General features: G+C 55.9%; 20 protein-coding genes. 13 read left to right on the top strand and 7 right to left on the bottom strand.

Annotation, left to right across the window (positions count from 1 at the left end):
• The first annotated feature begins 10 nt into the window (after positions 1-10).
• The 3 genes from tdh (at position 11) to glpG (ending at position 2,254) form a co-directional block, all read left to right on the top strand.
• Positions 11-1,036 carry an L-threonine 3-dehydrogenase gene (gene tdh / locus JYB85_RS00525; RefSeq protein ID WP_207321531.1) on the top strand — a complete coding sequence of 342 codons (1,026 nt, stop codon included), beginning with the start codon at positions 11-13 and terminating at the stop codon, positions 1,034-1,036.
• Between the two features lie 79 nt (positions 1,037-1,115).
• Positions 1,116-1,427, top strand: a complete 312-nt coding sequence (glpE, locus tag JYB85_RS00520; protein WP_207325126.1) for a thiosulfate sulfurtransferase GlpE — start codon at positions 1,116-1,118, stop codon at positions 1,425-1,427.
• Positions 1,424-2,254, top strand: a complete 831-nt coding sequence (gene glpG, locus JYB85_RS00515) for a rhomboid family intramembrane serine protease GlpG (protein ID WP_207381938.1) — start codon at positions 1,424-1,426, stop codon at positions 2,252-2,254. The genes glpE and glpG overlap by 4 nt, the downstream gene beginning before the upstream one ends.
• A gap of 7 nt (positions 2,255-2,261) precedes the next feature.
• On the opposite strand, the gene elbB is transcribed toward glpG, so the two are convergent.
• Positions 2,262-2,915, bottom strand: coding sequence for an isoprenoid biosynthesis glyoxalase ElbB (gene elbB / locus JYB85_RS00510; protein WP_207380611.1), 654 nt, complete (start codon positions 2,913-2,915; stop codon positions 2,262-2,264).
• A gap of 388 nt (positions 2,916-3,303) precedes the next feature.
• Between elbB and polA the strand changes: the two genes are divergently transcribed.
• On the top strand, positions 3,304-6,081 hold the full coding sequence (gene polA / locus JYB85_RS00505) for a DNA polymerase I (protein ID WP_207380610.1): 2,778 nt from the start codon (positions 3,304-3,306) through the stop codon (positions 6,079-6,081).
• Positions 6,082-6,739: 658 nt separating this feature from the next.
• On the opposite strand, the gene yihA is transcribed toward polA, so the two are convergent.
• Positions 6,740-7,396: a ribosome biogenesis GTP-binding protein YihA/YsxC gene (yihA, locus tag JYB85_RS00500; RefSeq protein WP_207380609.1), complete on the bottom strand. Its 657-nt coding sequence runs from the start codon at positions 7,394-7,396 to the stop codon at positions 6,740-6,742.
• Between the two features lie 168 nt (positions 7,397-7,564).
• Here yihA and JYB85_RS00495 point away from each other — a divergent pair, with 168 nt between their 5' ends.
• The 4 genes from JYB85_RS00495 to JYB85_RS00480 all read left to right on the top strand — a co-directional run bounded on the left by JYB85_RS00495 (position 7,565) and on the right by JYB85_RS00480 (position 10,678).
• A complete protein-coding gene (locus JYB85_RS00495; protein WP_207380608.1) occupies positions 7,565-8,185 on the top strand; it encodes a c-type cytochrome in 621 nt (206 codons plus the stop codon).
• A gap of 748 nt (positions 8,186-8,933) precedes the next feature.
• Positions 8,934-9,614, top strand: coding sequence for a methyltransferase domain-containing protein (locus JYB85_RS00490; RefSeq protein WP_207380607.1), 681 nt, complete (start codon positions 8,934-8,936; stop codon positions 9,612-9,614).
• A 51-nt stretch (positions 9,615-9,665) separates the two neighbouring features.
• Positions 9,666-10,199: a Der GTPase-activating protein YihI gene (yihI, locus tag JYB85_RS00485; RefSeq protein WP_207380606.1), complete on the top strand. Its 534-nt coding sequence runs from the start codon at positions 9,666-9,668 to the stop codon at positions 10,197-10,199.
• 14 nt (positions 10,200-10,213) lie between these two features.
• Positions 10,214-10,678, top strand: coding sequence for a DUF2489 domain-containing protein (locus JYB85_RS00480; RefSeq protein WP_207380605.1), 465 nt, complete (start codon positions 10,214-10,216; stop codon positions 10,676-10,678).
• Positions 10,679-10,704: 26 nt separating this feature from the next.
• Here the strand turns inward: JYB85_RS00480 and JYB85_RS00475 are convergent, their stop codons facing one another.
• The gene (locus JYB85_RS00475; RefSeq protein WP_207380604.1) at positions 10,705-12,000 is read right to left on the bottom strand and encodes a metal-dependent hydrolase family protein; all 1,296 of its coding nucleotides are present in this window, start codon (positions 11,998-12,000) and stop codon (positions 10,705-10,707) included.
• A 139-nt stretch (positions 12,001-12,139) separates the two neighbouring features.
• Here JYB85_RS00475 and hemN point away from each other — a divergent pair, with 139 nt between their 5' ends.
• On the top strand, positions 12,140-13,480 hold the full coding sequence (gene hemN / locus JYB85_RS00470) for an oxygen-independent coproporphyrinogen III oxidase (protein ID WP_228289728.1): 1,341 nt from the start codon (positions 12,140-12,142) through the stop codon (positions 13,478-13,480).
• A gap of 59 nt (positions 13,481-13,539) precedes the next feature.
• Here hemN and add read toward each other — a convergent pair whose 3' ends face one another.
• Positions 13,540-14,538: an adenosine deaminase gene (gene add / locus JYB85_RS00465; RefSeq protein WP_207325121.1), complete on the bottom strand. Its 999-nt coding sequence runs from the start codon at positions 14,536-14,538 to the stop codon at positions 13,540-13,542.
• 231 nt (positions 14,539-14,769) lie between these two features.
• Here add and JYB85_RS00460 point away from each other — a divergent pair, with 231 nt between their 5' ends.
• Positions 14,770-16,608: a DUF885 domain-containing protein gene (locus JYB85_RS00460; RefSeq protein ID WP_207380603.1), complete on the top strand. Its 1,839-nt coding sequence runs from the start codon at positions 14,770-14,772 to the stop codon at positions 16,606-16,608.
• A gap of 7 nt (positions 16,609-16,615) precedes the next feature.
• Positions 16,616-17,590, top strand: a complete 975-nt coding sequence (locus tag JYB85_RS00455) for an alpha/beta fold hydrolase (protein WP_228730170.1) — start codon at positions 16,616-16,618, stop codon at positions 17,588-17,590.
• A gap of 148 nt (positions 17,591-17,738) precedes the next feature.
• Here JYB85_RS00455 and JYB85_RS00450 read toward each other — a convergent pair whose 3' ends face one another.
• The gene (locus JYB85_RS00450) at positions 17,739-20,237 is read right to left on the bottom strand and encodes a putative bifunctional diguanylate cyclase/phosphodiesterase (RefSeq protein ID WP_228730168.1); all 2,499 of its coding nucleotides are present in this window, start codon (positions 20,235-20,237) and stop codon (positions 17,739-17,741) included.
• A 586-nt stretch (positions 20,238-20,823) separates the two neighbouring features.
• Between JYB85_RS00450 and JYB85_RS00445 the strand changes: the two genes are divergently transcribed.
• The gene (locus tag JYB85_RS00445; protein WP_207380602.1) at positions 20,824-21,309 is read left to right on the top strand and encodes a hypothetical protein; all 486 of its coding nucleotides are present in this window, start codon (positions 20,824-20,826) and stop codon (positions 21,307-21,309) included.
• Between the two features lie 72 nt (positions 21,310-21,381).
• Here JYB85_RS00445 and JYB85_RS00440 read toward each other — a convergent pair whose 3' ends face one another.
• Together JYB85_RS00440 and hutC are read right to left on the bottom strand one after the other, a co-directional pair.
• A complete protein-coding gene (locus JYB85_RS00440; RefSeq protein ID WP_207380601.1) occupies positions 21,382-23,604 on the bottom strand; it encodes a putative Ig domain-containing protein in 2,223 nt (740 codons plus the stop codon).
• A gap of 204 nt (positions 23,605-23,808) precedes the next feature.
• Positions 23,809-24,513 carry a histidine utilization repressor gene (hutC, locus tag JYB85_RS00435; RefSeq protein WP_207380600.1) on the bottom strand — a complete coding sequence of 235 codons (705 nt, stop codon included), beginning with the start codon at positions 24,511-24,513 and terminating at the stop codon, positions 23,809-23,811.
• A gap of 148 nt (positions 24,514-24,661) precedes the next feature.
• On the opposite strand from hutC, the gene hutI reads away from it, so the two are divergent.
• A complete protein-coding gene (gene hutI / locus JYB85_RS00430) occupies positions 24,662-25,900 on the top strand; it encodes an imidazolonepropionase (RefSeq protein ID WP_207380599.1) in 1,239 nt (412 codons plus the stop codon).
• The last annotated feature ends 23 nt before the right edge of the window (positions 25,901-25,923 follow it).

Raw genomic sequence — 25,923 nt, 5'->3', positions numbered from 1 at the left:
GAGCAAAACAATGAAAGCACTGAGCAAACTCAAGCCCGAAGAAGGCATCTGGATGGTGGACGCCCCCAAGCCGGAAATGGGCCATAACGATCTGCTGATCAAGATCCGCAAAACCGCCATCTGCGGTACCGACGTGCATATCTATAACTGGGACGAATGGTCACAAAAGACCATTCCCGTGCCCATGGTGGTCGGTCACGAATACGTGGGCGAAGTGGTCGGTATCGGACAGGAAGTCCGCGGCTTCAAGATTGGCGACAGGGTTTCAGGCGAAGGCCATATCACCTGTGGTCACTGCCGTAACTGCCGCGCCGGCCGCACCCATCTGTGCCGCAACACCACCGGCGTGGGTGTGAACCGCGAAGGTTCCTTCGCCGAATATCTGGTGATCCCGGCCTTTAACGCCTTCAAGATCCCCGATGACATCAGCGACGACCTGGCCGCCATCTTCGACCCCTTCGGCAACGCGGTGCACACAGCCCTGTCGTTCGATCTGGTGGGAGAAGATGTGCTGATCACGGGTGCCGGCCCCATAGGTATCATGGCCGCTGCCGTATGCCGTCACGTGGGTGCCCGTCATGTGGTGATCACCGACGTCAACGAATACCGTCTGGAGCTGGCCCGTAAAATGGGCGCCACCCGCGCGGTCAACGTGGCCAAGGAAAATCTCAGGGACGTGATGAAGGACCTGGGCATGACCGAAGGCTTCGACGTGGGCCTGGAAATGTCCGGTGTGCCTGCGGCCTTCCACGCCATGCTCGACACCATGAACCACGGCGGCAAGATTGCCATGCTGGGTATTCCCGGCGGTGAAATGGCCATCGACTGGAGCAAGGTCATCTTCAAGGGCTTGATCATCAAGGGCATCTACGGCCGTGAAATGTTCGAGACCTGGTACAAGATGGCCAGCCTGCTGCAATCGGGTTTGGATCTGTCCCCCATCATCACCCACCACTACAAGGTGGATGACTTCCAGCAGGGCTTCGACGCCATGCGCTCCGGCCAGTCCGGCAAGGTTATCCTCAGCTGGGATTAACCCGCTTCAACAGGGTGCTGTACAGATTGCAGCACCCTGTTGCACACTATAGCTATTGATCAATACCCCGGATTTCATCATGTCCAGCTTTAAGCACCTGAGCGTTAACGAGCTCATCCACATGCGCGCCGACCACGGCGATCAAGTTCAAATCGCCGATATTCGCGATGCCCAGAGTTATGGCAGTAGCCATATCGAAGGCTCGGTCAACCTCAGCAATGAAAACCTGGCCCGCTTTATCGCCGAATCCGACATGGACAAGCCCCTGGTGGTGGTGTGCTACCACGGTATCAGCAGCCAGAACGCCGCGGCCTACCTGGCCGAGCAGGGTTTCGACCAGGTTTTCAGCCTCGACGGCGGTTACAGCGCCTGGCACCTGGCACACATCTGATGGAAATCGGCCGCCTGCCCAATCCCCGCGCCGCCCAGGCCCTGGTGGATTATCTGCGCGGCCAGGGCGTGTCTTGCCGTATTCAACAGGCGGAGCACGGCGTCATTGTCAGCGTCGAGCGGGAGCAGGATTATTCCCGCGCCAAGGCTGAATTCGACCACTTCATCAGCCATCCCTACGATGCCAAATACTTGCAAGCCTCCTGGGAACACGGCGATATGCACGCAGGCCTGGATTACGGAGCCCCCGCACTGGCATTGTTCAGCCGTTTCCTGACCGGCGCAGGTCCGGTGACCTTGCTGGTGTTCGCCCTTTGCATCTTGGTCTACGGCGCCATGCAACTGGGACTGGGCCAGCAAACCTACAGTCTGCTGAGCTTTTTCGGCGCTGTCTCCAACGGTCATGCCGAGGTCTGGCGCCTGTTTACCCCTACCCTGATGCACTTCTCGCTGATGCACATCAGTTTCAACCTGCTCTGGTGGTGGTATCTGGGCGGTAAGATAGAGACCCGGCTGGGTACGGGGCCACTGCTGCTGCTTTTACTCGTCGCGGGCACCCTGCCCAATCTGGCCCAATACCTGTTGACCGGCCCCAATTTCGGTGGTTTGTCCGGCGTGGTCTATGCCGTGGCGGGTTACACCTGGGTAATGGGAATAAAGAAACCACAAGCCGGTATTGGACTGCCACCGGCATACATGGGCTTTATGCTGCTGTGGATGCTGCTGGGCTTTTTCGATGTACTGGGTATGTCCATGGCCAACGGGGCGCACCTCGCCGGCCTGGTCATAGGTTTGGGTCAGGGTTGGCTCGACAGTCGCAAACCCTGATTGGAGCTTAAGCCAGGGCCAGCACCTTATGCACCAGCTTATCTATGCCGCTCTGTGCCTCGGCGATAGAGTCCGCCAACATATAGGCTGGGGTGCTGACTATTTTGCGTTTCTCATCCACCACTATTTCATCCACACAGGCCCTGTGATGCTCACCGCCCATGGCGGTAAAGGCTGTGGCCGTACCTTCATCTGTGCCTATGGTGCCCTGGGCGCCAGCGCCATATAGTTTCGGGATCATCACGGGTGAAATGCAGATAAAGCCCACGGGCTTGCCGGCATCACGGAAGGCACCGATAAAGCCGGTCACCTCGGGTGCCACCTCACAGTCAGCGCCCTTGATGGCAAAGTTGCACAGGTTCTTGGCCGCCCCGAAGCCACCCGGGATGATCAGCGCATCAAACTTGTCGATGTCCAGCGCCTGGGTCGCCTTGATGTTACCGCGGGCGATACGCGCCGCCTCCTGCAATACGTTACGGCGTTCACCCTGAACCACCTCGCCGGTCAGGTGATTTACCACGTGCATTTGCTCAATATTGGGCGCAAAGCATTGGTAATGTACCCCGGCCTGGGACAGGGTCAGCAGGGTCAACACCGCCTCATGAATTTCACTGCCGTCATAAACGCCGCATCCCGCCAACAGCACTGCGATATTTTTCATAAAAACGTCCCTCTTATGTCATTTAGTTTTAACAAACAGATCACATTTCGATTGATCTGATTAAAAATCATGCTAAGTTAGTTCATCGGTAATTTGGACCCTATGCCGATAGCATGGCCGCAGAGCCAGATAAAAACAACCAACAAAGAAATCCACAAATCAGGAAGATTCGGCGGAATTGCAAGATAAATCACAATAAAAAATAAAAACACTGGTTTTCAACAAGTTAAGCATGAACCCTTCGGTAGTATTCATAACCTTCTCACATTGTTGACCTTTTTAGCTCACAGACTTATCCACAGGCTGTGGGCTTTTGGCGGTGGCCGATCTTCAAGGGATGTGGCATCCTTAGCCACCAAGATTTCAAGGACAGCAAAGGCACTCTTTTATGCCAGAAATAGCCCACGACCCACTCATCCTGGTGGATGGTTCTTCCTACCTGTATCGCGCCTATTATGCCCCGCCACACCTGACCAACTCCAAGGGTGAAGCCACGGGTGCCGTTTACGGTGTGGTTAATATGCTGCGCAGTTTGCTGTCCCGCTACCAGCCCAGCCAGATGGCGGTGGTCTTTGACGCCAAGGGACCGACCTTCCGCAATGAGATGTACACCGAATATAAGGCCCACAGACCGCCGATGCCGGACGATCTGCGTAGCCAGATTGCGCCTTTGCACCGCATTATCAAAGCCTTGGGCCTGCCACTGCTGTGCATTCCCGGCGTAGAAGCCGACGATGTGATAGGCACTATTGCCGTGCAGGCCGCCGCCGAGGGCCGCAGCGTGCTTATCAGCACAGGTGATAAGGACATGGCCCAGCTGGTCGATCCCCATATCACGCTGATCAACACTATGACCGACACCATAATGGGGCCGGAAGAGGTGACCACCAAGTTTGGTGTCGGACCCGAACTGATTATCGACCTGTTGGCGCTGATGGGCGACAAGGCCGACAACATCCCTGGTCTGCCCGGTGTGGGGGAGAAGACTGCGCTGGCCATGCTCACAGGCGCCGGTGGTGTCGGCAAACTGCTGGCCGAACCCGACAGCGTTACCGAACTGGGGTTCCGCGGTGCCAAGACCATGGCGGCCAAGATCCGTGACAATGCCGAGATGCTGGAGCTGTCCTACCGCCTGGCCACCATTAAGACAGACGTCACCCTGGAACAGGACTGGCACAGCCTGTCTTTGACCGAGCCCGACCGAGACGAGCTGATTGCCTGCTACGGCGAAATGGAATTCAAGCGTTGGCTGGCAGAAGTTCTGGATAACAAGAGTCCCAGAGGAAACGCCAAAAATGGCGCGCAAACTCAAGATGCTCAAGCGTCACAGGATGCCGGCCCAGCTCCCGTCATTGACACTCAGTACGATACCATCTTGACCGAAGCGCAACTGGACAGCTGGCTGGAGCGCCTGCGCCAGGCGGAACTCTTTGCGGTCGATACCGAAACCACCAGTCTCGACTACATGCAGGCCGAACTCGTTGGCCTGTCCTTCGCCATCGAGGTCGGCAAGGCCGCCTACCTACCAATTGGTCACGATTATCCCGGCGCCCCTGAGCAACTGCCGCGCCAGCTGGTGCTCGACAAACTCAAGCCACTGCTCGAAGACCCGGCCGTTCATAAGGTGGGTCAGAACATCAAGTACGATATGAGTGTGCTCGCCAACGCCGGCATCAAACTCAAGGGTGTAGTCTTTGATACCATGCTCGAGTCCTATGTGTTCAACTCTGTGGCCTCCCGCCACGACATGGATGGCTTGGCACTCAAGTATCTGGGCCACAAGAATATTGCCTTCGAAGACATAGCGGGCAAGGGTGCCAAACAGCTGACCTTCAACCAGATAGCTCTGGAACAGGCCGCACCCTACGCCGCCGAAGATGCGGATATTACCCTGCGCCTGCACCAACATTTGTGGCCAAGACTGGAACGTGAACAAGGATTGGCAAGCGTGTTCAAGGAGTTGGAACTGCCACTGATCGATGTGCTGTCAGACATTGAGCGCCGGGGTGTATTGATCGATGCCATGTTGCTGTCACAGCAAAGCGATGAGCTGGCGCGCAAGATAGATCAGCTTGAACAGCAGGCCCACGATATCGCCGGCGGCCCCTTCAACCTGTCGTCCACCAAGCAATTGCAGGAACTGTTCTTTGACAAACTGGGTTACCCAGTGTTGAAGAAGACGCCCAAGGGTGCACCGTCCACCGCCGAGGAAGTCTTGGTGGAGCTGGCACTGGATTATCCCCTGCCGAAAATCATCCTTGAACACCGCAGCCTGACCAAGCTCAAGAGCACCTATACGGACAAGCTGCCGCTGATGATCAACGGCAAAACGGGGCGGGTACACACCAGCTATCACCAGGCCAACGCCGCCACCGGCCGTCTGTCGTCCAGTGACCCCAACCTGCAGAACATTCCCATTCGGACCGAGGAAGGTCGCCGTATTCGCCAGGCCTTTATCGCCCCCGCAGGCAAACTGATCCTGGCCGCCGACTATTCCCAGATTGAATTGCGGATCATGGCGCACCTGTCCCAGGATCCCGGCCTGCTGAAGGCCTTTGCCGAGGGCAAGGACATTCACAGGGCCACCGCCGCCGAGGTCTTTGATGTAGCCTTTGAAACCGTGACCCCGGAGCAACGCCGCCGCGCCAAAGCGGTCAACTTCGGTCTGATTTACGGCATGTCAGCCTTCGGCCTCGCCCGTCAGCTCGACATCCCCCGCAACGAGGCCCAAAGCTATATAGATACTTACTTTGCCCGCTATCCAGGGGTGCTCAAGTATATGGAGGAAACCCGAGCCGCCGCCGCAGAACAGGGCTATGTCAGCACCCTGTTTGGTCGCCGGTTGTATTTGCCGGAAATCCGCGATCGCAACGCCATGCGCCGCCAGGCCGCCGAGCGCGCTGCGATCAACGCCCCCATGCAGGGCACGGCCGCCGACATTATCAAGAAGGCCATGATTGCCATTCAGCACTGGATAACCACCGAGACCCAAGGTGAAATCAGCATGATAATGCAGGTACACGATGAACTGGTGTTTGAGGTGGATGCCGACAAGGCCGAAGCATTGAAGAGCAAGATCTGCAGCCTGATGGCGGCAGCCGCCAACCTGGATGTTCCGCTATTGGCGGAAGCCGGTCTCGGCGACAACTGGGATCAAGCCCACTAAGCCCCCTCTCAGCAAAAAGCCGTGCCTCGCACGGTTTTTTTGTTTCTGGCCCTCCTCAACCTATTTTCAAAACAATCACACACCCCTTACTCAAAGCGGCCCGCAGCGTATTTTGTTGTAAATAGATCAGATTTAGCCGCCCATGCGGTAAAAATACGCTAAGAAATTGATATTTTATCTATTTGAGAAATTTTCAGATCAAAAAACGCAGCTTTTCAGTGCAATCATCTGAGTCATGGCTCACATAATTGTCGCTTTTTTACAAAAACTGTTTTTACTTTGGAGATAAATGGGGTAATATTCTCTGCGTAGGGTACAGAGGTTAAGATGTTCTATCTTTCAGACCTTTATTTCACTTCTAGTGAACTGCCAAATACTGGCGCCCCAGCAAGCATTTGCTGGGGCTTTTTTTATGTCTGAAAAATATTTTAGAGCAAATACTTTAATTTTTGATTGGTTCGGGATATGCTTTCGACATTGAGAGCCATCCAGACGCAGTTTGGTGGTACTTGAGTCTTGTTGAATTTTAGCTTCTCCCCAAAGAGCTAACTTTTTTATCGCCGCTGACCCTGTCAACGGCGTTTTTTTTGCCTGCGCTCCGGCTGAATGCGGACAATAAAAAACGCCGCAGTTGCGGCGTTTTTCGTATCAAGCAAGCTTAAGCCTGGCCATCCGGCTCCTCGGCCTGCTCCAACCACTCGGGATGACACCACTCGTCCAGAATCGCCAGTACCTTGGGCTTACCCGTACCCTTCAACGATGAGAAAGGTTCAACCCGCACCCAGTCACCGAACTCGGCCAACTCCTTGCGCACCTCATTGACTGTCTTCATCTTCGCACTCTGTGCCAGTTTGTCGGCCTTGGTCAGCAGGGCCAGCACCGGAATTTCACTGGCAACGGCCCATTCGATCATCTGCATATCGAGATCTTTGAGTGGATGCCTGATATCCATCAACACCACCACACCACTGAGACAGGCGCGCTTTTGCAGATATTCTCCCAGCGCATGTTGCCATTTTTGCTTCATGGCCAGGGGTACCTGGGCAAAACCATAACCGGGCAGATCCACCAAACGCCTGTGATCATCCAAAGCAAATACGTTGATCAGCTGGGTTCGGCCCGGGGTTTTACTGGTGCGCGCCAGGTTCTTTTGCTCGGTCAAGGCATTGAGAGCACTGGATTTGCCGGCATTAGAGCGACCGGCGAAGGCTATCTCGACGCCAACATCACCGGGAAGATGTTTGTCCAGATGCGCTATGTCCGGGGCGCTGATAAGAAATTTGGTTTGGCGAAAATCAATCCGGGTCTGAGTCACATTTGGCTCCAAAATTTATTCGGCATCGGGCATATTTTCTTAAGATTTGCTTACTTTTACAGGTTTTCGTGTAAAATATTTGCCCGACTATACTCAGTGTATTTTACCACGCTTGCGGGCCAGGCCGGTAAGCTCAGGACAATAATCTTAACAAGAAGTTGGAACGCTATGAAAAAATTAGCTCTTGCGCTGTCTGTTCTCGCTGCCATGTCTTCCACTGCAATGGCTGAAGGCAATGCCGAAGCGGGAAAAACCAAAGCTCTCGTCTGTTCAGCCTGCCACGGCATGGATGGCAACAGCATGATCGACATGTATCCCAAACTGGCCGGTCAACACGCTCACTATCTGGAAAAGCAACTGCACGACTTCCAGAGCGCCGCCAAATCAGGTGGTAAAGAAGGCCGTATGGATCCCATCATGGGTGGCATGGCCATGCCTCTGAGTCAGCAGGATATAGAAGATGTTGCGGCATTTTACGCCTCTCAAGCAGTTCAAGCCATTGAAGTACAAGATGTACCAGCCCTTGGCAAACAGCTGTACACAGGTGGTGATATGTCTCGCGGTGTGACTGCCTGTATGGCCTGTCATGGTCCCGATGGTAAAGGCGCTGACCTGGCCGGTTTCCCATCTCTGACTGGTCAGCATGCCAATTACATCAAGATCCAGCTGACCAAATTCCGTACCAAGGCCCGCGCCAACGATCTGAACGGTATGATGCAGGATATCGCCGGCAAGCTGACCGACGCAGACATCGAAGCACTGTCAAAGTACATTGCCGGTCTGAAATAACACCGAGTGATGATAAGAGGGTGGCATATGTCCACCCTTTTTTATCACCCCAAGTTTACGTTAACGTAAACTGACAAGATAAAGACTTGACAAAGATCACCCTTTTGGGTTTAATTGGCGACGTACCGGGATGAACCCAACTGATAGTACAAAAATCACTCAAACAACTTTCAGGTTTCGGTACGGTTTACATTTAAGATATAAGAATAAAGTCAACTAATAACAATAACTTTACTAAGACCACTCGCCAATAATAATAATGAGTAGTGATTTCGCGCTGAGATCCGGGTCAAAACCAATAAGGGAAACGCCGAGTTTGGCAATTGCTGTTTAGCACTACCCTTAAAACTGTCAGCATGGGCAGAAAAATCAGTTTTGAACTTTGCAGAATTGTTCTTACTGCCTCACTGAGAGTCTTACTACATGGATGGTAAAGTTAACGTCAATGATGACGGGTTGGAACAGGATGTGTCATAGAAGACCATCTACGGAAGCTGTGTTCAGGAAGATAGCAGGACGAAATAGAAAGCGTCTGGAAGACCGATAACGAGAAATACCGGCAAGGAAAGCAGTAAGAAAAAGATGGATCTGACCGGGAAAGTCACATAGCAAGTAAGGATACTTGGAATCAGGATAAGGTGCTGAGGCACCGATGTTAAGGCGGCAGGCCTACTGCCGCCTTTTTTCTTTTGGGGCGTCAACTTGTTATACTGGTGCCCGCCCCTGGAAGTCAGTTGGACCGAACCCCATGCAAGCCTGCCCCCTGTGCCACCACAGAGAAGCCGCATTTTTTCACCAGGACAAGAAACGCAGCTATTTTCGTTGCCCACGCTGCGAACTGGTGTTTGCGGATGTCGGCAGTCACCTGCCCCCCGAAGCGATTCGCCGCCGTTATGGTCGGGAGCCGGGCGGAATAAAGCAGAAGCAGTTGTCGCAGTTTTTGTTGCCGCTGCTGGGGGAATTGAGCAAAACCACGGATGCCAGACTCCAAGGTCTCAACTACGGTCGGCTTTTGGATGCCAGCAGCCTCGCCATAATAGAAGCCGCCGGTCACAGCCTGAGCCAGTTCGATGTGTATCTTGCCCCCAGGCATGACCTATTGCGATGCCAGTATGATTTTGTCAGCTGCTTTCGGGTCTTTGAGCACTTCATCAACCCGGGGCGCGAGTGGGAGTTGCTGGTTCGCCTGCTGAAGCCTGGCGCATTTTTGGCAATCAACACCCGTTTATTGCAGCGGGAAGACAACTTTGCCAAATGGCATCACAAGAACAACCTGGCCCATGTCAGCTTCTGCAGTCGCGCAACCTTTGAATACCTGGCCGCGGCCAGTGGCCTTGGGCTATTATTTGCCGGAAACGACCTCATTCTGATGCAAAAAGCATCGGGATCTGATATAACACGCGACCTTGTTTCGCACCTTGCTGATTGAGCCCTGACTCGGTTTTCCAAGGCCAACACTGTCATCTGATCTGAGAATGTTATGACCCGTATCAAAAAGACGCGCAAGGGCGGCGAAAACGGCCCCAAACGCAAACCCAAACTGAAAAAGAGCGAAGAAGTCGCAAGCAGCAAACGCAAGCGTGACTCCGGCAACAAGGCAGGCAGCCGTCACAACGAAGGCATGCTGAACCAGGCCTCGCCCTCTGGAAGCGGACGCAAATCCAGCAGCGACCCACGCCACGGCAGTAAAAAGCCGGTGGCCCTGGCACTCACAGACAGCAAGCCACAGGCCAAGGTCAAACAACCCAAACTCAGTGACGAGCAAAAACTGTTGGCACTGGAAGAAGATCCGCGCCTCAACAACCTGCTGGATATGCTGGAAGAAGGTCGCGATCTCAGTGCCGAAGACCAAAGCTGGCTTGATCAGCAGCTCAGCAAGATTGAAGCGCTGATGGAAAAACTGGGTATCGCGGACATCGACGAGGCCCCGGCCAGCCGCCCAAGCAGCGACGACGATCTGCTGGAGAAATTCGAATCCGGCGCCGAGTTACTGAAAGACTACCAGCAAGACTGATAGGGGAAACTGGCATGCTGACGACGCTGACCATTCTGGGGGCCGCCATTATTTTGGGCCTGGCAGGCTATGCCACTTTGCTGTTATTGAAGGTGCGTAAGCAGCAACAACAGCAAGTTGAAGAAGCCAAGGCACGCAAGGAGCAGGCCGATACCCGCCGCGAATCTGTGCTGGGGGATATCCGTTATATCGCCCTGGCCATGACCGAAGATCGCTGCGAAATTTCCGAAGGTGTAGTGCGGATAGCCCGCTTGTTTGATGTGCTGTCGCTCACCGACAGGGTCAGCCCCGACTATCCGGCGCTGTTCAGCCATTTCGAACGCATCAAGGATCATCCCATCATGGACGCGCGCCAGGCCCTGCCGAAGCAGGAGCGGATGCGGCTCGACTTTGAGCGCATGAAGTCCGAAGCCGAGTTCGAGCAGGCCATACTGGATGAGGCCAAGCGTCTCAGCGACTTCAAGGTCAGCAACCATTGAAAAAGGGCGCCTCGGCGCCCTTTTCATCAGTCCGCTTGTTCGCCCCTGGGTATCTTGACCACCTTGCCGTCCTTGATCACCAAAGACACCCGCTCCAACAGCTGGATATCTTCCAGGGGGTTGCCTCTGACCCCCACCACATCGGCAAAGCGGCCCGGTTCCAGAATGCCGATTTTGGGTTCACCCAAGACCTCGGCCGCCACCGAGGTGGCCGACTGAATCGCCTTCATCGGCGGCATACCCGCCGCCACCATCAAACTGAATTCCCGGGCATTGCCACCATGCTCAAACACCCCGGCATCGGTCCCGAAGGCAATACGCACCCCGGCCTTGTACGCCGCCGCGAAGGTAGTCTGGATCTTGGGACCAATTTCCGCCGCCTTGGGGCGCACCAACTCGGGGAAGAAGCCGTCAATCTTGGCCTTTTCGGTCACATATTCACCGGCCATCAGGGTGGGCACCAAGGCAACATTGTGTTTTTTCATTAAAGAGAACAGGTCCTTATCCATATAGGTACCGTGCTCTATGGTGTTGACCCCGGCGAGAATCGCGCGACGTATACCTTCCTTACCATGGGCATGCACAGCCACCTTAAAGCCATAATCCCTTGCGGCTGCCACTATCGCTTTGAGTTCTTCATCGGTGAACTGGGGATTCTCACCACTCTTGGCCACAGACAACACCCCTCCGGTCGCGGTGATCTTGATAAGGTCGGCTCCTTCCTTATAGCGCTGGCGTACCGCCTTGTAGGCCTCGGCCGCACCATTGATTACCCCTTCCTTTGGCCCGGGATCGCCCACCAGCTCCAGATTGCGGCCATTGGTTTTATCGGCATGGCCGCCGGTTGTCGCTATGCTGGTGCCAGCGGTGTAGATCCTTGGCCCCTGTACCCAGCCCTTGTTGATGGCATTGCGCAGCGCCACCGAGGCATTGCCCATGTCCCCCAGATCCCGCACCGTGGTAAAACCGGCATTCATGGTCTTCTGGCCGTACAAGACACCACGCAGGGCCACATCGGCCGGATTCAGAGTGTAAGGTTCAAGATACGCGCCCTCGCCCCCCCTGAACGTCTGATGGGTATGCATGTCGATAAAGCCAGGCATCAGGGTACCGTCACGCCAGTCGATGACGGTATCGCCTTCGGCCGCGGCCCGATAGCCGGGCTCAATGGCCTGGATCAGATTGGCATCCAGCACCAGGGTCGCCTGGTGCATGGGGGTATCGGAACGGCCATCTATGATCTGGCCAGCATGGATCAGGGTCAGGGCCTGGGCCTGAACACTGAGTAATATCAGGGATAAGGGGAGCAGCGCTTTTTTCATTATGGTTCTCTATCTTATTTTTGAATTTACAACATGGATCAAAGTTATTTGACCATCGAAGCCGCATAATTCGCCTATTGCTAAATTAATTGGAGGGCACGACTTGAAACAACCAACCCAAATCAGTTGGGATCAGTCGATGATCGAGAAATACAACTACAGCGGTCCACGTTATACCTCTTATCCAACGGCGCTGGAGTTTAACGATGCCTTTACCGAGCAGGATCTGCAGCGGGCCATATCCAACAGCAAGAGCGATAAGTTATCACTCTATCTACACATTCCATTTTGCGCAAAGCTTTGTTATTACTGCGGTTGTAATAAGGTAATCACTCGTCACGCCCACAAGGCCGACCAATACATAGAGTATTTGGCCAACGAGATTGTCAGCCGGGCACCGCTGTTCAAGCACTACACAGTGACCCAAATGCACTGGGGTGGCGGCACACCGACCTTCTTAAGCCCCGAGCAAATACTGCGCCTGACCGATCTGCTGAAGCAGCATTTCAACTTCGCTGCCGAAGGGGAATTCTCCATTGAGGTCGACCCCCGTGAGATTGAGCTGTCCATGCTCGACACCCTGAAACAGGCCGGCTTCAACCGTATCTCTGTTGGGGTACAGGATTTCAACAAGCAGGTACAGGTAGCGGTTAACCGCGAGCAGGACGAGCAGTTTATTTTCGACCTGATCAACCGCGCCAAGGCCATGGGCTTTGAGTCCACCAACGTGGATCTGATCTACGGTCTGCCACACCAGACTCCCGAGACTTTCGCCGAAACCATTAAACGCATTCTCGACCTGTCACCGGACCGTCTGTCGGTGTTCAACTACGCCCACCTGCCGTCCCGCTTCGCTGCCCAGCGCAAGATTAGGGATGAAGATCTGCCGGGCCCCCAGCAAAAGCTGACCATGTTGCAGCAGACCATCAATACCCTGACCGAAGCCGGATACCAATACATAGGTATGGATCACTTCGCCAAGCCCGATGATGAGCTGGCCAAGCTGCAACGGGCCGGTAAGCTGCACCGCAACTTCCAGGGTTACACCACCCAGGAAGAGTGCGACCTGTTGGGTCTCGGCGTATCGTCAATCAGCCAGATCGGCGACTGCTATGCCCAGAATCAGAAGGACATTCGTCCCTATTACGAGGCGATTGATGCCCAGGGTCACGCCCTGTGGAAAGGCTGCAACCTCAACGCCGACGATGAAATTCGCCGTGCCGTGATCAAGCAGCTCATTTGTCACTTCGAACTGGACATGGCCACCATAGACCAGAAGTTTGACCTGGTATTCGAAGACTACTTTGCCCAGGATCTCAAGCTGCTGCAGACCTTTATCGACGACAAGCTGGTCAGCATAGCGGACCGCAAGATCACTGTGTCCAATACAGGGCAGCTGTTGATCCGCAATATCTGCATGTGCTTCGACGTCTACTTCCGCGAGAAGGCCCGTCAGCAACAGTTCTCCCGGGTTATCTAAACCCCGGCAATAAAAAACCGGCCAATTGGCCGGTTTTTTTGTGTCTATAAATGGGCGTGTCAGGCCTTGGCGGCGTACAGTGCCTTGCGTTCGCTGTCGGACAGGAAAGCCATCTCCACACCATTGCGCTGCAGACGGGCCAACTCGGCGGCACTGAAACCCATCTCTTCGGCTACAACCTTGTACTCATGGGCTATATCGATGGCGCTGACACCGGGATCGTCGGTATTGAGACCTATCAGCACCCCGGCTTCCATAAAGCGGCGCAGCGGATGGTCCAGGTAGGACTTGACCGTTGAAGTGTGCAGGTTACTGGTGGGGCATGACTCAATGCCGATGCGTTTTTCCACCAGGAATTCCATCAGCTTGGGATCGCGAATGGCATTGACACCGTGGCCGATGCGGGTCGCCCCCAGTTCCTGAATCGCCTGCCACATGCTCTCGGGGCCGGCAGCTTCACCGGCATGAACTGTGATCTGCAGGTCCGCCTTGCGAACCCGCGCAAAATGGTCATTAAAAAGGGCGCCGGGGAAGCCCAGCTCATCACCGGCCAGATCTATGGCCACCAGCTTGTCTTTATGGGCCAGCAAACCATCCAATTCGGCGGTGCAGGCGTCCTGACCGAAAGAACGTGACATGATGCCGATAAGCTTAATCTTCACCTGGGGATAGTCTTTCAGGCCGGCGGCCACGCCATCAATAACCGCTTCCACCACACCTTCGATGGGCAGTTTATGGTTCATGGCCATGTAATAGGGGCTGAATCTCAGCTCTGCATAGTCCAAGCCGGACAGGGCGGCATCGGCCACGTTTTCATAGGCCACCCGCTTGACCGCATCCAGATCGGCCAGCACGGCTACCATCCAGTCCAGCTTTTTCAAGAAAGCCACCAGGCTGGACTCTTTGCCCTGGATCTGCACGAATGGCGCCAGGGTGTCCAAGGAAGACGCAGGCAAGGCAATACCGTGCTGATGGCCCAGCTCCCATATGGTCTGCACCCGCACATTGCCGTCGAGATGCCGGTGGAGATCCACCAAAGGAATCGAATTATCAATCATAGTTAACCCCTGTTTAAATGGCCCCGCCAATGCGTTGTTATTCTTGGTCTTGGGCGACGACCAAGTTTAACATGCATTTTCCTTCCTCCCTCTGAGTAATGTTCAATCTGTTCGCGAAATCAACAAATTCTCCGATTCTGCATCCAATATACCCGGGTTTTGGGCTGACGTTTCCCCCCCGACTGAGGCATAATCCCTTGCTAACTTAAAAGAATTTTAAAGGACAAAGGCATGTATAAGTTTATCACTCCTGCCCTGTTGGTATTCGCTGTCACCGGTTGCAATGTCAATACCACAGTCGGTGAAGCGCACAAGTATGCGTACGATGCCAATCGCAAGCAGCAAAAGCCGGCGCAGGAACAGAGCAGCAAGCCTGAAGCCACCAAAGGCGCGCTGAATGCAGACCTTCAAAGCATTGTTGACCAGGCCTGGGCCGCCCAATTGGTCGCCAGCCCCGAAATGGCCTATGCCATGGGCGATGCCACAGCCGCAGGCAAGCTAACCGACATGTCGCCACAGGCGCTGGAGGCCAGATTCAAACAACAGGCGCAACTGCTGGCCGCCATCAAACAGCTCGACCGCAGCAGCCTGTCGAAGACCGACAGGATCAATGCCGACATATTGCAAGGGCAATTACAGAACGATGTCGACATGTATCGCTTCAAGGACCATTACCTGCCCATTACCTCCGAGGGTGGATTCCACGCCTATGTGGCCGGGATCAGCAAGGGCAATTTCAAGACGCTTGAGGATTATCAGCATTATCTGGCCAAGCTCGAGGCCCTGCCCGACTATTTTGCCCAGCAAACCCATTGGCTGAAGCAAGGTTTGGCCGCGGGGATCACCCCGCCCAAGGTTACGCTCAAGGGGTTTGAGGACAGCATCAGCGCCTTTATCGTGCCGGTTAAGGACAGCAGCTATTTCGCTCCCTTCACCCAGTTCCCGGCCAGTTTCAGCGCCGAGCAGCAGACCGAGTTGCGCAGCCGTGGTGAAGCCCTGGTGCGGGACAGGGTGCTGCCCCTGTACCGTGATTTTTATGACTTCATGACAAAGGAGTATATTCCCGGCGCCCGCGAATCCATCGCCGCCTACGACCTGCCCGACGGCAAGGCCTTCTACGAAAACCGGGTGCGCTACTACACCACCCTGGACATGAGCTCGGAAGAAGTTCACCAGCTGGGCCTCAAGGAAGTGAAGCGTATCCGTGGCGAGATGGAGCAACTGATCAAGGAAACCGGCTTTAAGGGCAGTTTCGCCGATTTCCTGCATTTCCTGCGCACCGATCCGCGCTTCTATGTCACCACGCCGGAGCAACTGCTGAAGGAAGCGGCCTATATTGCCAAAAAGGCCGACGCCATGTTGCCGCGTTTCTTCGGCAAGCTGCCACGGGCGCCCTACGGTATTGAACCCGTACCGGCCGAAATCGCCCCCAAGTACACCACAGGACGTTATTCCGGCAGCGAGTCGGACGACAGGGCCGGCTACTACTGGGTCAATACCTATGCCCTCGACAAGCGCCCCCTGTACGAACTGGAGGCCCTGACACTGCACGAGGCCGTACCCGGCCACCATCTGCAGATCTCCATCAACAAGGAGCTGGAGCAACTGCCCAACTTCAGGCGCTACAGCTATATCTCCGCCTTCGGTGAAGGCTGGGGCCTGTACAGTGAATTCCTCGGTCTGGAAGGCGGCTTCTACAAAGATCCCTACAGCAACTTCGGCCGCCTGACCTATGAAATGTGGCGTGCCGCCCGTCTGGTGGTGGATACCGGCATGCACGCCAAGGGTTGGACACGGCAGCAAGCCATAGATTTCATGGCCGGCAACACTGCGTTGTCACTGCACAATGTAACCACAGAGATAGACCGCTACATTTCCTGGCCCGGTCAGGCCCTGTCCTACAAGATTGGTGAGCTGACCATCAAGCGCCTTCGGGCCAAGGCCGAGACGGCCCTGGGTGACAAATTCGACATCCGCACCTTCCACGATGCTGTGCTGGAAAACGGCTCAGTGCCCATGTCGGTGCTGGAACAGCAAATAGATGATTTTATTGCCGCCCATCGGGGCTAATGGTGTTATGAGCGACAAGATGTTTACCCAGTCTCTGGCAGACACAAGCCTGCAACTGCCGGCGGCGTTCAAGCCGCTGGCGGAACAAATTTACGTGCAGCGCCTGACCACTGCCCCCGGAGTGGAGATTTGCGCCATGGAACTGCGCCATCCCCGGCCGCGGGGGACCCTGGTATTCAGCAATGGCCGGGTAGAGTCGTTCGTGAAATACCTGGAGCTGTTCGCCGAACTCCATGCCAAGGGTTATAGCCTGTACGCTCTCGACCATAGGGGCCAGGGCCTTTCCTCCCGCTTAACCGCCAATCCCCATCAGGGCCATGTCGCCCGCTTTGATGACTATATTGAAGATTTTAAAATCTTTATGGACAAGCTGGTACTGCCCCGGGTCGAGGGTCCGCTGCTGCTGAGCGGCCATTCCATGGGAGGCTGTATCGGCAGTCTGTACTTGGAGCGCCATGGCGGCCAATTCCTGGCAGCGGCTTTTTCGGCCCCCATGTACGGTATTCGCCTGCCCATGAGCAAGGTGTTTATCCGCTGGCTGGCACACAAGCTCGACAGCAGTGACAAGGGCCAGCCCAACTATATTCTCGGTGGCGGCGATTACGAGGCTACGCCGTTCGCCAAGAATGACCTGACCCATTGCCGCGAGAGATATGATGATTACCGCGCCCTGTACCAGGCCAATCCGCAGCTGCAACTGGGCTCACCCACCAACCGCTGGTTACTGGAGGCCCTCGACGCCTGCGATGCCAGTGTGCTGGCGGCACGGGAGAGCAAGATACCGCTACTGATCCTGCAGGCGGACGAAGACAGCATAGTGGATAACGAGGCCCAGAAACGGGCCGTGGGGGGGCGCTGTCAGCTGGTTAATATCGCCAACGCCAAGCATGAACTGTTTATGGAAAATGATGTGCCCCGGGCACAGACCCTGGACGCCATGCTGGCCTTCTTCGAGCCCCATTTGTCTCAGGCAGTGGCCTGAAACTGGGAGTAGGCCTCGATACCAGGGACCTGAAAGTCGTGATGACCTTATCGAATCCTTCTTGGCTCAGGCAGTGACCTGAAACTGGGAATAGGCCTCGATACCAAGGACCTGAAAGTCGTGATGACCTTATCGAATCCTGCTTGACTCAGGCCGTGGCCTGAGGCTGGGTAAAGGTTTCGGCGCCGAGGCGGGCGGCAAATTCGGCTTCCCCTATGGGCTTGCTGAACAGGTAGCCCTGGAAGAAGTCGCACTGCAGTTCATCAAGGAAATCCCGCTGCAATTGGGTTTCCACCCCTTCGGCCACCACGGCCAAGCGGAGACTGTGGGCCATGTCTATGATGGCCCTCACTATGGCGTCGGCGGCGTCGCTGCTGCCGATGCGGCTGACAAAGGCCGCATCCAGCTTAAGCCGTGACAGCGGCAAACTCTGCAGATAACTCAGGGAGCTGTAACCGGTGCCGAAATCGTCGATGGCGATGGAAATACCCGCCTGCCTCAGAATCTGCATCCGCTCGCTGATAAGCTTCAGGTTGGTCAGCAGCGCGTATTCGGTCAGCTCCAGCTCCAGTTGCTGCGGCATCACCTGCTGCCCCTTGAGCAGGGCAATCAGGCGCTCGGCGAATTCCTGCTGGTTGAAGTGTCGGGCACTGATATTGACCGCCATCGGCGGCACCTCACAGCCCTGAGCCTCCAGGCGCTTAATGACCCGGCAAACCTCCAGCAACACCCACTGGCCTATCTCCACGATCAGGCCGCTGCCTTCGGCCACGGGGATAAATTCCGCCGGCGAAATCAAGCCCTTCTCCGGATGTTGCCAGCGCAGCAGTACCTCGGCACACACCAGTTCACCACGGGCATCGACTATGGGCTGAAACACCAGGAACAGCTCGGCACGGGAGATGGCATGGCGCAGCTCGTTCTGCATCCACAGGTTGCGGGAGGCCTTGTCATCCAGTTCCGGGCTGTAGAGGGCACAACCGTCACGACCGCTTTCCTTGGCCTCGTACATGGCCATATCTGCCTGACGCAGCAATTGTGCCGGTTCCTGGGGCTGCTGGTTGTCGAACAGACATACACCGACACTGGCAGAGACATTCAGCTGTTGCTCGGCCAGGTTGAAACTGCGGGCGATCAGCTGCCGTATTTGCCCCGCCAGATTGAGGGCGCGCTTGGCGGCCGCTTCCGGCGTCTCGGCCACATCCAGGGCCACCACGGCGAACTCATCCCCTCCCAGGCGCGCCACCAGCGCATTGCCCGAGAAGGCCCCGGACAGCCTGGCCGCCACCTGGATAAGCAGTCGGTCACCGTGATGATGCCCCAGGGCATCGTTGATTATCTTGAAGTTATCCAAATCAATCAGCATCAGGGCGCCAAGGCGTTTACGGGTGACCGCCTTGCGACCACTGCCCTGCTGGAAGTCATACAAGGCGTCCATCACGGCGCGACGGTTGGCCAGATTGGTCAAAGGATCGTGACTGGCCTGATGGGCTATGGCCTGCTGGTTACGCACCTCGTCCGAGATGTCCCTGTGGGTACCGATAAGGCGTGCCGGTTTGCCCTGCTCATCCCATTCCACCAGCATGCCGCGGTCGAGCACCCAAATATAATGGCCCTGTTTATGGCGCATACGGTGCACACTTTCATACACCTCGGACTCACCATTGAGGTAGCCATAGAGGGCCTGCAAAACCTTGTCCTTGTCTTCGGGATGGATCCGCGACTCCCAGCTTTGGTATTCGCTGCTGAGCTCCGATGGGCCATAGCCCAGCATGTCCTTCCAGCGATCGGACAGGAACAGTTCATCACTGCCCAATTGCCAATCCCAGATGCCGTTATGGGACCCTTCCACCGCGAACAGCCAACGCTGCTCGCAGTCTCTGAGCTGTTTTACCGTGCGCTCAAGACGGCTCTGGGTTTCCCCCAGATAGCCCTGCAACTGGAAAATTTCGCTGGATGCCAGGGGGATTGGGCGGGCAAACGCATCGGTGGAGGGATTGGCTGCCGCCCTGGCCAACAAACGCAGGGGGCGAATACCGGTGACATGCAACAGCGCCAGCAATACCAAAATCAACAGGGCGCCGACGCCCCAAATGCGCAAAAAGCGCTGTTGCAACTGGTCGAGGGCACCATTAAAGGCCGCGGACAGATCGTATTCGAGATAAATGAGTTCCACTTCACCGAAGCGACCGGGATCGGAATTCCGGATAGGGTAATAGGCCTGCACCGACAGGCGCTCGGGATTGACCGCCACCCAAGGCGTGCCGCCCTGAACCACCTGCTGATGGCGGGCGGGCTCATAACCATCGATCACCAGCCGGGCCCGACTGCCCTGCCAGACTATGTGGTTGGCGTAACGAATGGCACTGCTGTTATCCAGCAGCACCAGCACCATCAGGTTCAGATCCGTGCTGGCCAGGGAGACTTCCTGCTCGATGCGCTCTTCATCATGGACCGCCAGCGCCGCTTCCACTATGTGCTGCAAACGGAACATCTGCGAGCGGATTTGGGCCGTCTGCTCGGTCGCCGCCGTGTCCCTGAGTTGCTGCTGCTCATAAAGAAACTCGCCCGTGACCAGGCACAGGTATATCAGCAGTACACTTACAGGCACTATCAGGGCCAGCGGCAGTCTTGGCAGTTTCGGCACAAAGTATCCGGTCAGGGTAGAAATCAGACACCTATGCTAGCGATAAAGCCCCACTTTGGCAAAGGCTTACCTGCGAAGACAACAGAACCTAAGCTATCAAAAATCCAAAGTATCAGACGCTTGCTCAGTGTTGCGCCAAGAGCCCGAATTCAGTGTTCCGCAAGCCGTCTGTCTTACATGTCATTAAGACCCTCATTGCTTCGTCACAACTGAAGCCGGAGTTAGAGTAAACTCACAGTCCCTGCAACCATTTCATTACAATTTCCAACAAAATATGGAATTTTGTTTATGATTCAGGTATTTTCCCAGCGTTCATGGAAGAAAGCAGCGCAGTGAGCATCACCTACATTGGTCTCCCTTGCCCCGCGTTGTTCACCTTCATCAGTATGATGTAGCCCGGGTATCGCTTCGCCTTCGAATGAAACGCCCTCAGATGTGACCTCCTCCCTGAATTTATCAACCTGAAATCCTGGTAAGTGGAAAGTCTGGCATTGCATCTGCTCCCTCAAGACTTAGGGCGATGGTATAGCTTTGGTTTTACTTGATTTGCCAGGACGAGCAACTATCACTCAAAGAGATATCAACTATGTATTGCAAAGCCACACTAATCGCCCTGGGATTGGCACTGACAACGGGATGTTCGAGCATAGTAAGCCAATCAGAATATCCGGTAGCCATATCAAGCACCCCGGACAGTGCAAAGTTTACTATCACCAATCGTAAGGGCATAGATGTGCAGACGGGTGTCACACCCTCCACCATCATACTGAAGGCCTCTGCCGGATACTTCCAAGGCGAGTCTTACACTATTACCCTGACCAAAGAGGGCTACGAGCCCAAAACCTTCACCTTGAGAAGCACAGTGGATGGCTGGTACTTTGGCAACTTCTTATTTGGCGGTCTGCTCGGCTTGTTAATCGTGGATCCCGCTACAGGCGCCATGTACAAACTGCCCGACACAGTCAGTATTGCCATGGATACCAAAGCCAGCGATGACAAACAGGAAGCCTTGTCCATCACCACAGTGGACAACCTGACCGAAGAACAGAAGAAATCTCTCATTCCTCTGTGACGGAGAGCGGCTGCAAACGAACCGGCAGTCGTCCTTTCCATAAAAAGAAAAAGGGCCCGCAGGCCCTTTTCATTAACGCTGATAGTATTTGGCGCTGACCAAGCCCCGCACCACATCATCCAGCGCTTTAAGCGGCACCACCCGCTGCGGTGTGGCAACAGCCTCGGGTAGCCAGTAGTCGGGGGCATCCAACCACTGATCCGCTGGCTCCACTGTGGCGACGCCCTCTTCGTTGACCTTTAGATCAAACACATGCCACCACTCCAATGCTCCCTCGGTTTCCGGTGTAAACAACCAACGCTGATTGTTGAGGATCAATTCCACCCGGGTTTGGGCCGGCACCATGGGCACTTCAAAACTGAAATTATGCACATAGTAACCGTAGCGGCCGGACGTCGGCAGAGTGGGCAAGGTGATCACTTCCGGGCCATAACTGGAGGTGTCATCCACATCAAGGAAGATCAGGCTGTCGCCCACCAAAACCTCGGACTGAGCATAAAACACATGGGCAGTACCACCATTGCCATCGGGCAGCATCAGGTGCGAGTCCAGATCATAAGGCGCCTCGCCCCAGGTAAGGGTGATCTTGCTGGTCGCCTCGGACAACACCAGACACTGGAGCATTTCCAGATTTACGTTGCTGGTTTCCACCACCAGGGTCCGGCTCTGCAGGCCGGAGTTGGCCGATACCATCACTTCCGCACCCATCATGGCGGGCAACTCGAAGGTGCCATCTTCGTTTGAGAAGGTGGAAGCACGACCGAGATAACTGCGCCCCACGGACATCACCTGGGCATCGGCAATGGCATTACCCTGTTCATCCTGCAGGCAACCCAGAATATTGACAGTGTCATACACCCTGTCGGCATTCCAGGTGGTGAAATGACTGACCTCACCGCGGTACACAGGCTGGCCGCCTGCATCCAGGGTTAATGCAGCGCTGCCCTCTTCAACCCACAGGCCGGATACGGCATCAAAATAGTAAAGGGGAATGGTTTCCGGTAACTCGCCACCATCGGCGCTGACGGCCGGAATATTGATTTCTGCCTTCTTGCCTGCGGCCATTTGCAGCGGTTGACCGTTACTGTCGGTAAAGGTCACGGTAATGGCGCCAAAGGACTCAATGGGGCGGACAACGCCATCTTCACCACGGGTTTCCATATCCCCCGGCATCAGGTTGATATTGAGCGCCGGGTTGATAATGGTCAGCTCCGCTGACACCTCTGTGGTCACCGGGTTTTGCTGTGCATCCACCAGGGCTGCCGCCGGCAGGGATACCAGGGTCTGACCCTCCACCTGCAACTCCGAAGCCTGGGATGCATCGAAGCTCACCGTGGCATGCACGGGCTGCAGCAGCAATTGTTGGTTATTGATCAGCTCCTGGGACGTCAGCGACAAGGCCGCCTCGGCAAAACCCTCGCCGTCGGCAACCAGGGTCATGCGGCTCATCAGGGCCGTGTCCTGCAAACGCATGGCGAAATTGCCCGAGGTATCCGACTGGGTCTCAACGACCTGTTGACTGCCATCAAGTAAACGCACCCAGGCATTGGCAATGGGCTCACCATTGAAGAAGTTGGCCAGGCTGCCATCGACATTGATGAAGACCTGCTCCTCGATACTGAAAGTGGCCGCAGCCGCTGCTGCACCATCTTCACCGCCATCGGCGACCATTACCGTCACCTCGGAGACACGACTGCTGCTCGCTGCAGAGGTGAAGCTGATAAGGCCGGTAGCACTGACGCTCATACCCTCGGGGGCATTGGCCAGACTGAAGTGCAAATCAGTGCCATTGTTGGCATCGTCGGGGTCCGTGACCTGCAGTTGGAAACTGATATTCTGCCCGGCTTCCAGCTGCTGGCTGGCAATGGCGCTCAGCACGGGCGCGTCGTTGACCGGGGTCACCGCCAGGGTAAACGTCTGACTGGCCGCGACGGCGCCATTTTCACCACCGTCTTTTACCGAGACCGTCACTTCACCTGAGCTCAATACCCCTTCAAGGGGTGTCCAACTGATAAGACCCGTGGCCGAGATACTCATGCCCTCGGGGGCATTGGTCAGGCTGAAGCTGAGATCCGTGCCATTGTTGGCATCGTCGGGATCGGTAACGCCCAGCTGATAAGCAAAAGCAATATCTTCTGTGGCCTGCTGAGGGGCTGCAGAGGTGATTTGTGGGGCGACATTTTGCGATTGTGTCCCTGTCTTGTCATCGTCCGAACCGCCGCAACCGGACAAGATAAGGGCCAAAGACGCCACCAATATGCTGGGGCGCCCCAATTGGGAAATCTGAAAATCCATTTAGGTCTTGCTCCTGAGTGTTTACTTAAACAGCGCCGCCACTCTAAGCAAGCCACAGCTAGGGGTCAACCGAAAGAAACAAAGTTAATGCTTTGGTTGTAAAGGATTTTTATCAAACGAAAGTCGGACTTAATCTGCTTAATGGCTTCAGGGCCGGCATGCGCGTGCAGCCCTATCCGAGCCGAATCGCCAGGGGAAGATGGCTTACTTAAAGGTCAAATGGCCGCCGAGGCGGAAGCGGCTGCCGGGGTGTATCAGGCGGGCGAAGCTCACCACCCCCTGGCGTGACCAGGTGCGGCGGATGATCTGCAGGCAGGGCTCGGTGGCGGGGATCTCCAGGCGCCGTTGCACCTGGGCCTTGGGCACTATGGCCTCTATGGTGTGGCGTGCCTCGGTGAGCGGCGCCACCCGCGACAGGTATTCGTGGGGCGTGAGATGGCTGAAATCCTGGGCCAGGTACTCTGGGATGAGCCGGGGATTGACGAAGCGCTCTTCCAACTGCAGCGGCAGGCCCTGCTCACAATGCACCAGCACAGAGTAGAACACCGCACTACCGGTCTCCAGCCCCAGGGCGATAGCGATGGGCGCGCTGGCCTCTGTGGCTTTCAGCTCCAGCACCCTCACGCTGTAGCCGTGGCCCCTATCCTTGATTTCATCGGCGATATTACGGATGGAGAGCATGGGTGACTGGGATTTCAGTGACGCGACGAAGGTACCCAGCCCCTGGGAACGCTCCAGCACACCCGCGTCCACCAGCTCGGTCAGGGCGCGACGGGCGGTCATGCGGCTGCAGCCAAACTGCTCCGCCAACTGGTTCTCCGAGGGCACCCGGGCGTGCTCTTCCCATTCACCGGACTCGATGCGGGCGATAATGTATTGTTTGATTTCCGCGAACTTGGCTGTGGCCATAGCACTTACCGACGGGCCGGTGCATTTTGCCGGGTCCGGTCCCTTTATCCTGATCTGAAATGTCGGCTATAATCCTAGCTTGTATATACAAGTAACGACAAGCAAGCCCCTAAAATTAACCGCCGCCCGTCACTACACAGGAGTCATCATGTCTTGGGATCAGGTTTGGATTGATATCAATATCGCCACCATGGATGCTTCCATATCAGAAGCTTACGGTGCCATCACGGATGGAGCCCTGGCAGTGAAGGACGGCAAAATCACCTGGCTTGGCAAACGCAGCGAGCTGCCCAGCTTCGATGCCCTGGCCACCCCAGTCTATCACGGCAAGGGCGGCTGGATCACTCCGGGTCTCATAGACGCCCACACCCATCTGGTGTTTGCCGGCAACAGGGCCAACGAATTTGAACTGCGACTCCAGGGCGCCAGTTATGAAGAAATCGCCCGCGCCGGTGGCGGCATAGTCAGCACGGTCAAGGCCTGCCGCGAGGCCGACGAGGCCGAACTGTTCGACCTCGCCCGCCATCGCCTAAACGCCCTCGCCAAGGAGGGGGTCACCACGGTCGAAATCAAGTCCGGCTATGGCCTGGATCTGGAAACCGAACTCAAGCTGCTGCGGGTCGCCCGCGAACTTGGCGCCCACCACCATGTGGACGTGGCCACCACTTTCCTCGGCGCCCATGCCATACCGCCGGAATTCAAGGCCCTGGGTGACTGCGCTGCCGATGCCTATGTGGATCTGGTGGTCAACGAGATGCTGCCGGCGGTAGCCGCAGAACAGCTGGCCGATGCCGCCGACGTGTTCTGCGAGAACATCGCCTTTAACCTTGAGCAGACCGAGCGGGTGCTGACCGCCGCCCAAACGCTCGGCATGGATATCAAGCTGCACGCCGAGCAGCTCAGCAACCTGGGTGGCTCAGAGCTGGCGGCACGCCTCGGTGCCAAGTCGGTGGACCATATAGAGTACCTGGACGAAGCCGGGGTCAAGGCCATAGCCCAAAGCGGCACCTGCGCCGTGCTCTTACCCGGCGCCTTCTACTTCCTGCGGGAAACCAAGTTGCCCCCAATCGATCTGCTGCGCCAATACGGTGTGCCCATGGTGCTGGCCAGCGACTTCAACCCGGGCTCCTCACCCCTGTGCTCCACCCTGCTGATGCTGAACATGGGCTGCACCCTGTTCCGCCTGACGCCGGAAGAGGCACTCAAGGGTGTCACCTGCAATGCCGCCAAGGCCCTGGGCCGCGAGCACAGCGTGGGGATTATCCGTGAAGGTATGCAAGCGGACTTCTGCCTGTGGAATATCACCACCCCGGCAGAGTTGGCCTATTCCTATGGGGTGAACCCCTTGGTAGATGTGGTCAAGGCAGGCAAAGTTATCCATCAATAGGCATGGACCTTACCGATTTGAGG

The organism is Shewanella sedimentimangrovi (assembly GCF_017354965.1).
Classification (GTDB): Bacteria; Pseudomonadota; Gammaproteobacteria; order Enterobacterales; family Shewanellaceae; genus Shewanella; species Shewanella cyperi.
The sequence above is the reverse complement of the archived record's forward strand: the minus strand, read 5'-3'. Positions and strand labels throughout refer to the sequence as shown.

Bases quoted from the DNA above. Each gene is read 5' to 3' on its own strand.
- JYB85_RS00475 (WP_207380604.1), bottom strand. From the start codon at position 12,000: ATGAAAAAAGCGCTGCTCCCCTTATCCCTGATATTACTCAGTGTTCAG.
- hutI (WP_207380599.1), top strand. From the start codon at position 24,662: ATGTCTTGGGATCAGGTTTGGATTGATATCAATATCGCCACCATGGAT.
- glpE (WP_207325126.1), top strand. From the start codon at position 1,116: ATGTCCAGCTTTAAGCACCTGAGCGTTAACGAGCTCATCCACATGCGC.
- hemN (WP_228289728.1), top strand. From the start codon at position 12,140: ATGATCGAGAAATACAACTACAGCGGTCCACGTTATACCTCTTATCCA.
- add (WP_207325121.1), bottom strand. From the start codon at position 14,538: ATGATTGATAATTCGATTCCTTTGGTGGATCTCCACCGGCATCTCGAC.
- JYB85_RS00480 (WP_207380605.1), top strand. From the start codon at position 10,214: ATGCTGACGACGCTGACCATTCTGGGGGCCGCCATTATTTTGGGCCTG.
- tdh (WP_207321531.1), top strand. From the start codon at position 11: ATGAAAGCACTGAGCAAACTCAAGCCCGAAGAAGGCATCTGGATGGTG.
- yihI (WP_207380606.1), top strand. From the start codon at position 9,666: ATGACCCGTATCAAAAAGACGCGCAAGGGCGGCGAAAACGGCCCCAAA.
- polA (WP_207380610.1), top strand. From the start codon at position 3,304: ATGCCAGAAATAGCCCACGACCCACTCATCCTGGTGGATGGTTCTTCC.
- hutC (WP_207380600.1), bottom strand. From the start codon at position 24,513: ATGGCCACAGCCAAGTTCGCGGAAATCAAACAATACATTATCGCCCGC.
- JYB85_RS00455 (WP_228730170.1), top strand. From the start codon at position 16,616: ATGAGCGACAAGATGTTTACCCAGTCTCTGGCAGACACAAGCCTGCAA.
- JYB85_RS00495 (WP_207380608.1), top strand. From the start codon at position 7,565: ATGAAAAAATTAGCTCTTGCGCTGTCTGTTCTCGCTGCCATGTCTTCC.
- JYB85_RS00460 (WP_207380603.1), top strand. From the start codon at position 14,770: ATGTATAAGTTTATCACTCCTGCCCTGTTGGTATTCGCTGTCACCGGT.
- JYB85_RS00440 (WP_207380601.1), bottom strand. From the start codon at position 23,604: ATGGATTTTCAGATTTCCCAATTGGGGCGCCCCAGCATATTGGTGGCG.
- JYB85_RS00445 (WP_207380602.1), top strand. From the start codon at position 20,824: ATGTATTGCAAAGCCACACTAATCGCCCTGGGATTGGCACTGACAACG.
- JYB85_RS00490 (WP_207380607.1), top strand. From the start codon at position 8,934: ATGCAAGCCTGCCCCCTGTGCCACCACAGAGAAGCCGCATTTTTTCAC.
- elbB (WP_207380611.1), bottom strand. From the start codon at position 2,915: ATGAAAAATATCGCAGTGCTGTTGGCGGGATGCGGCGTTTATGACGGC.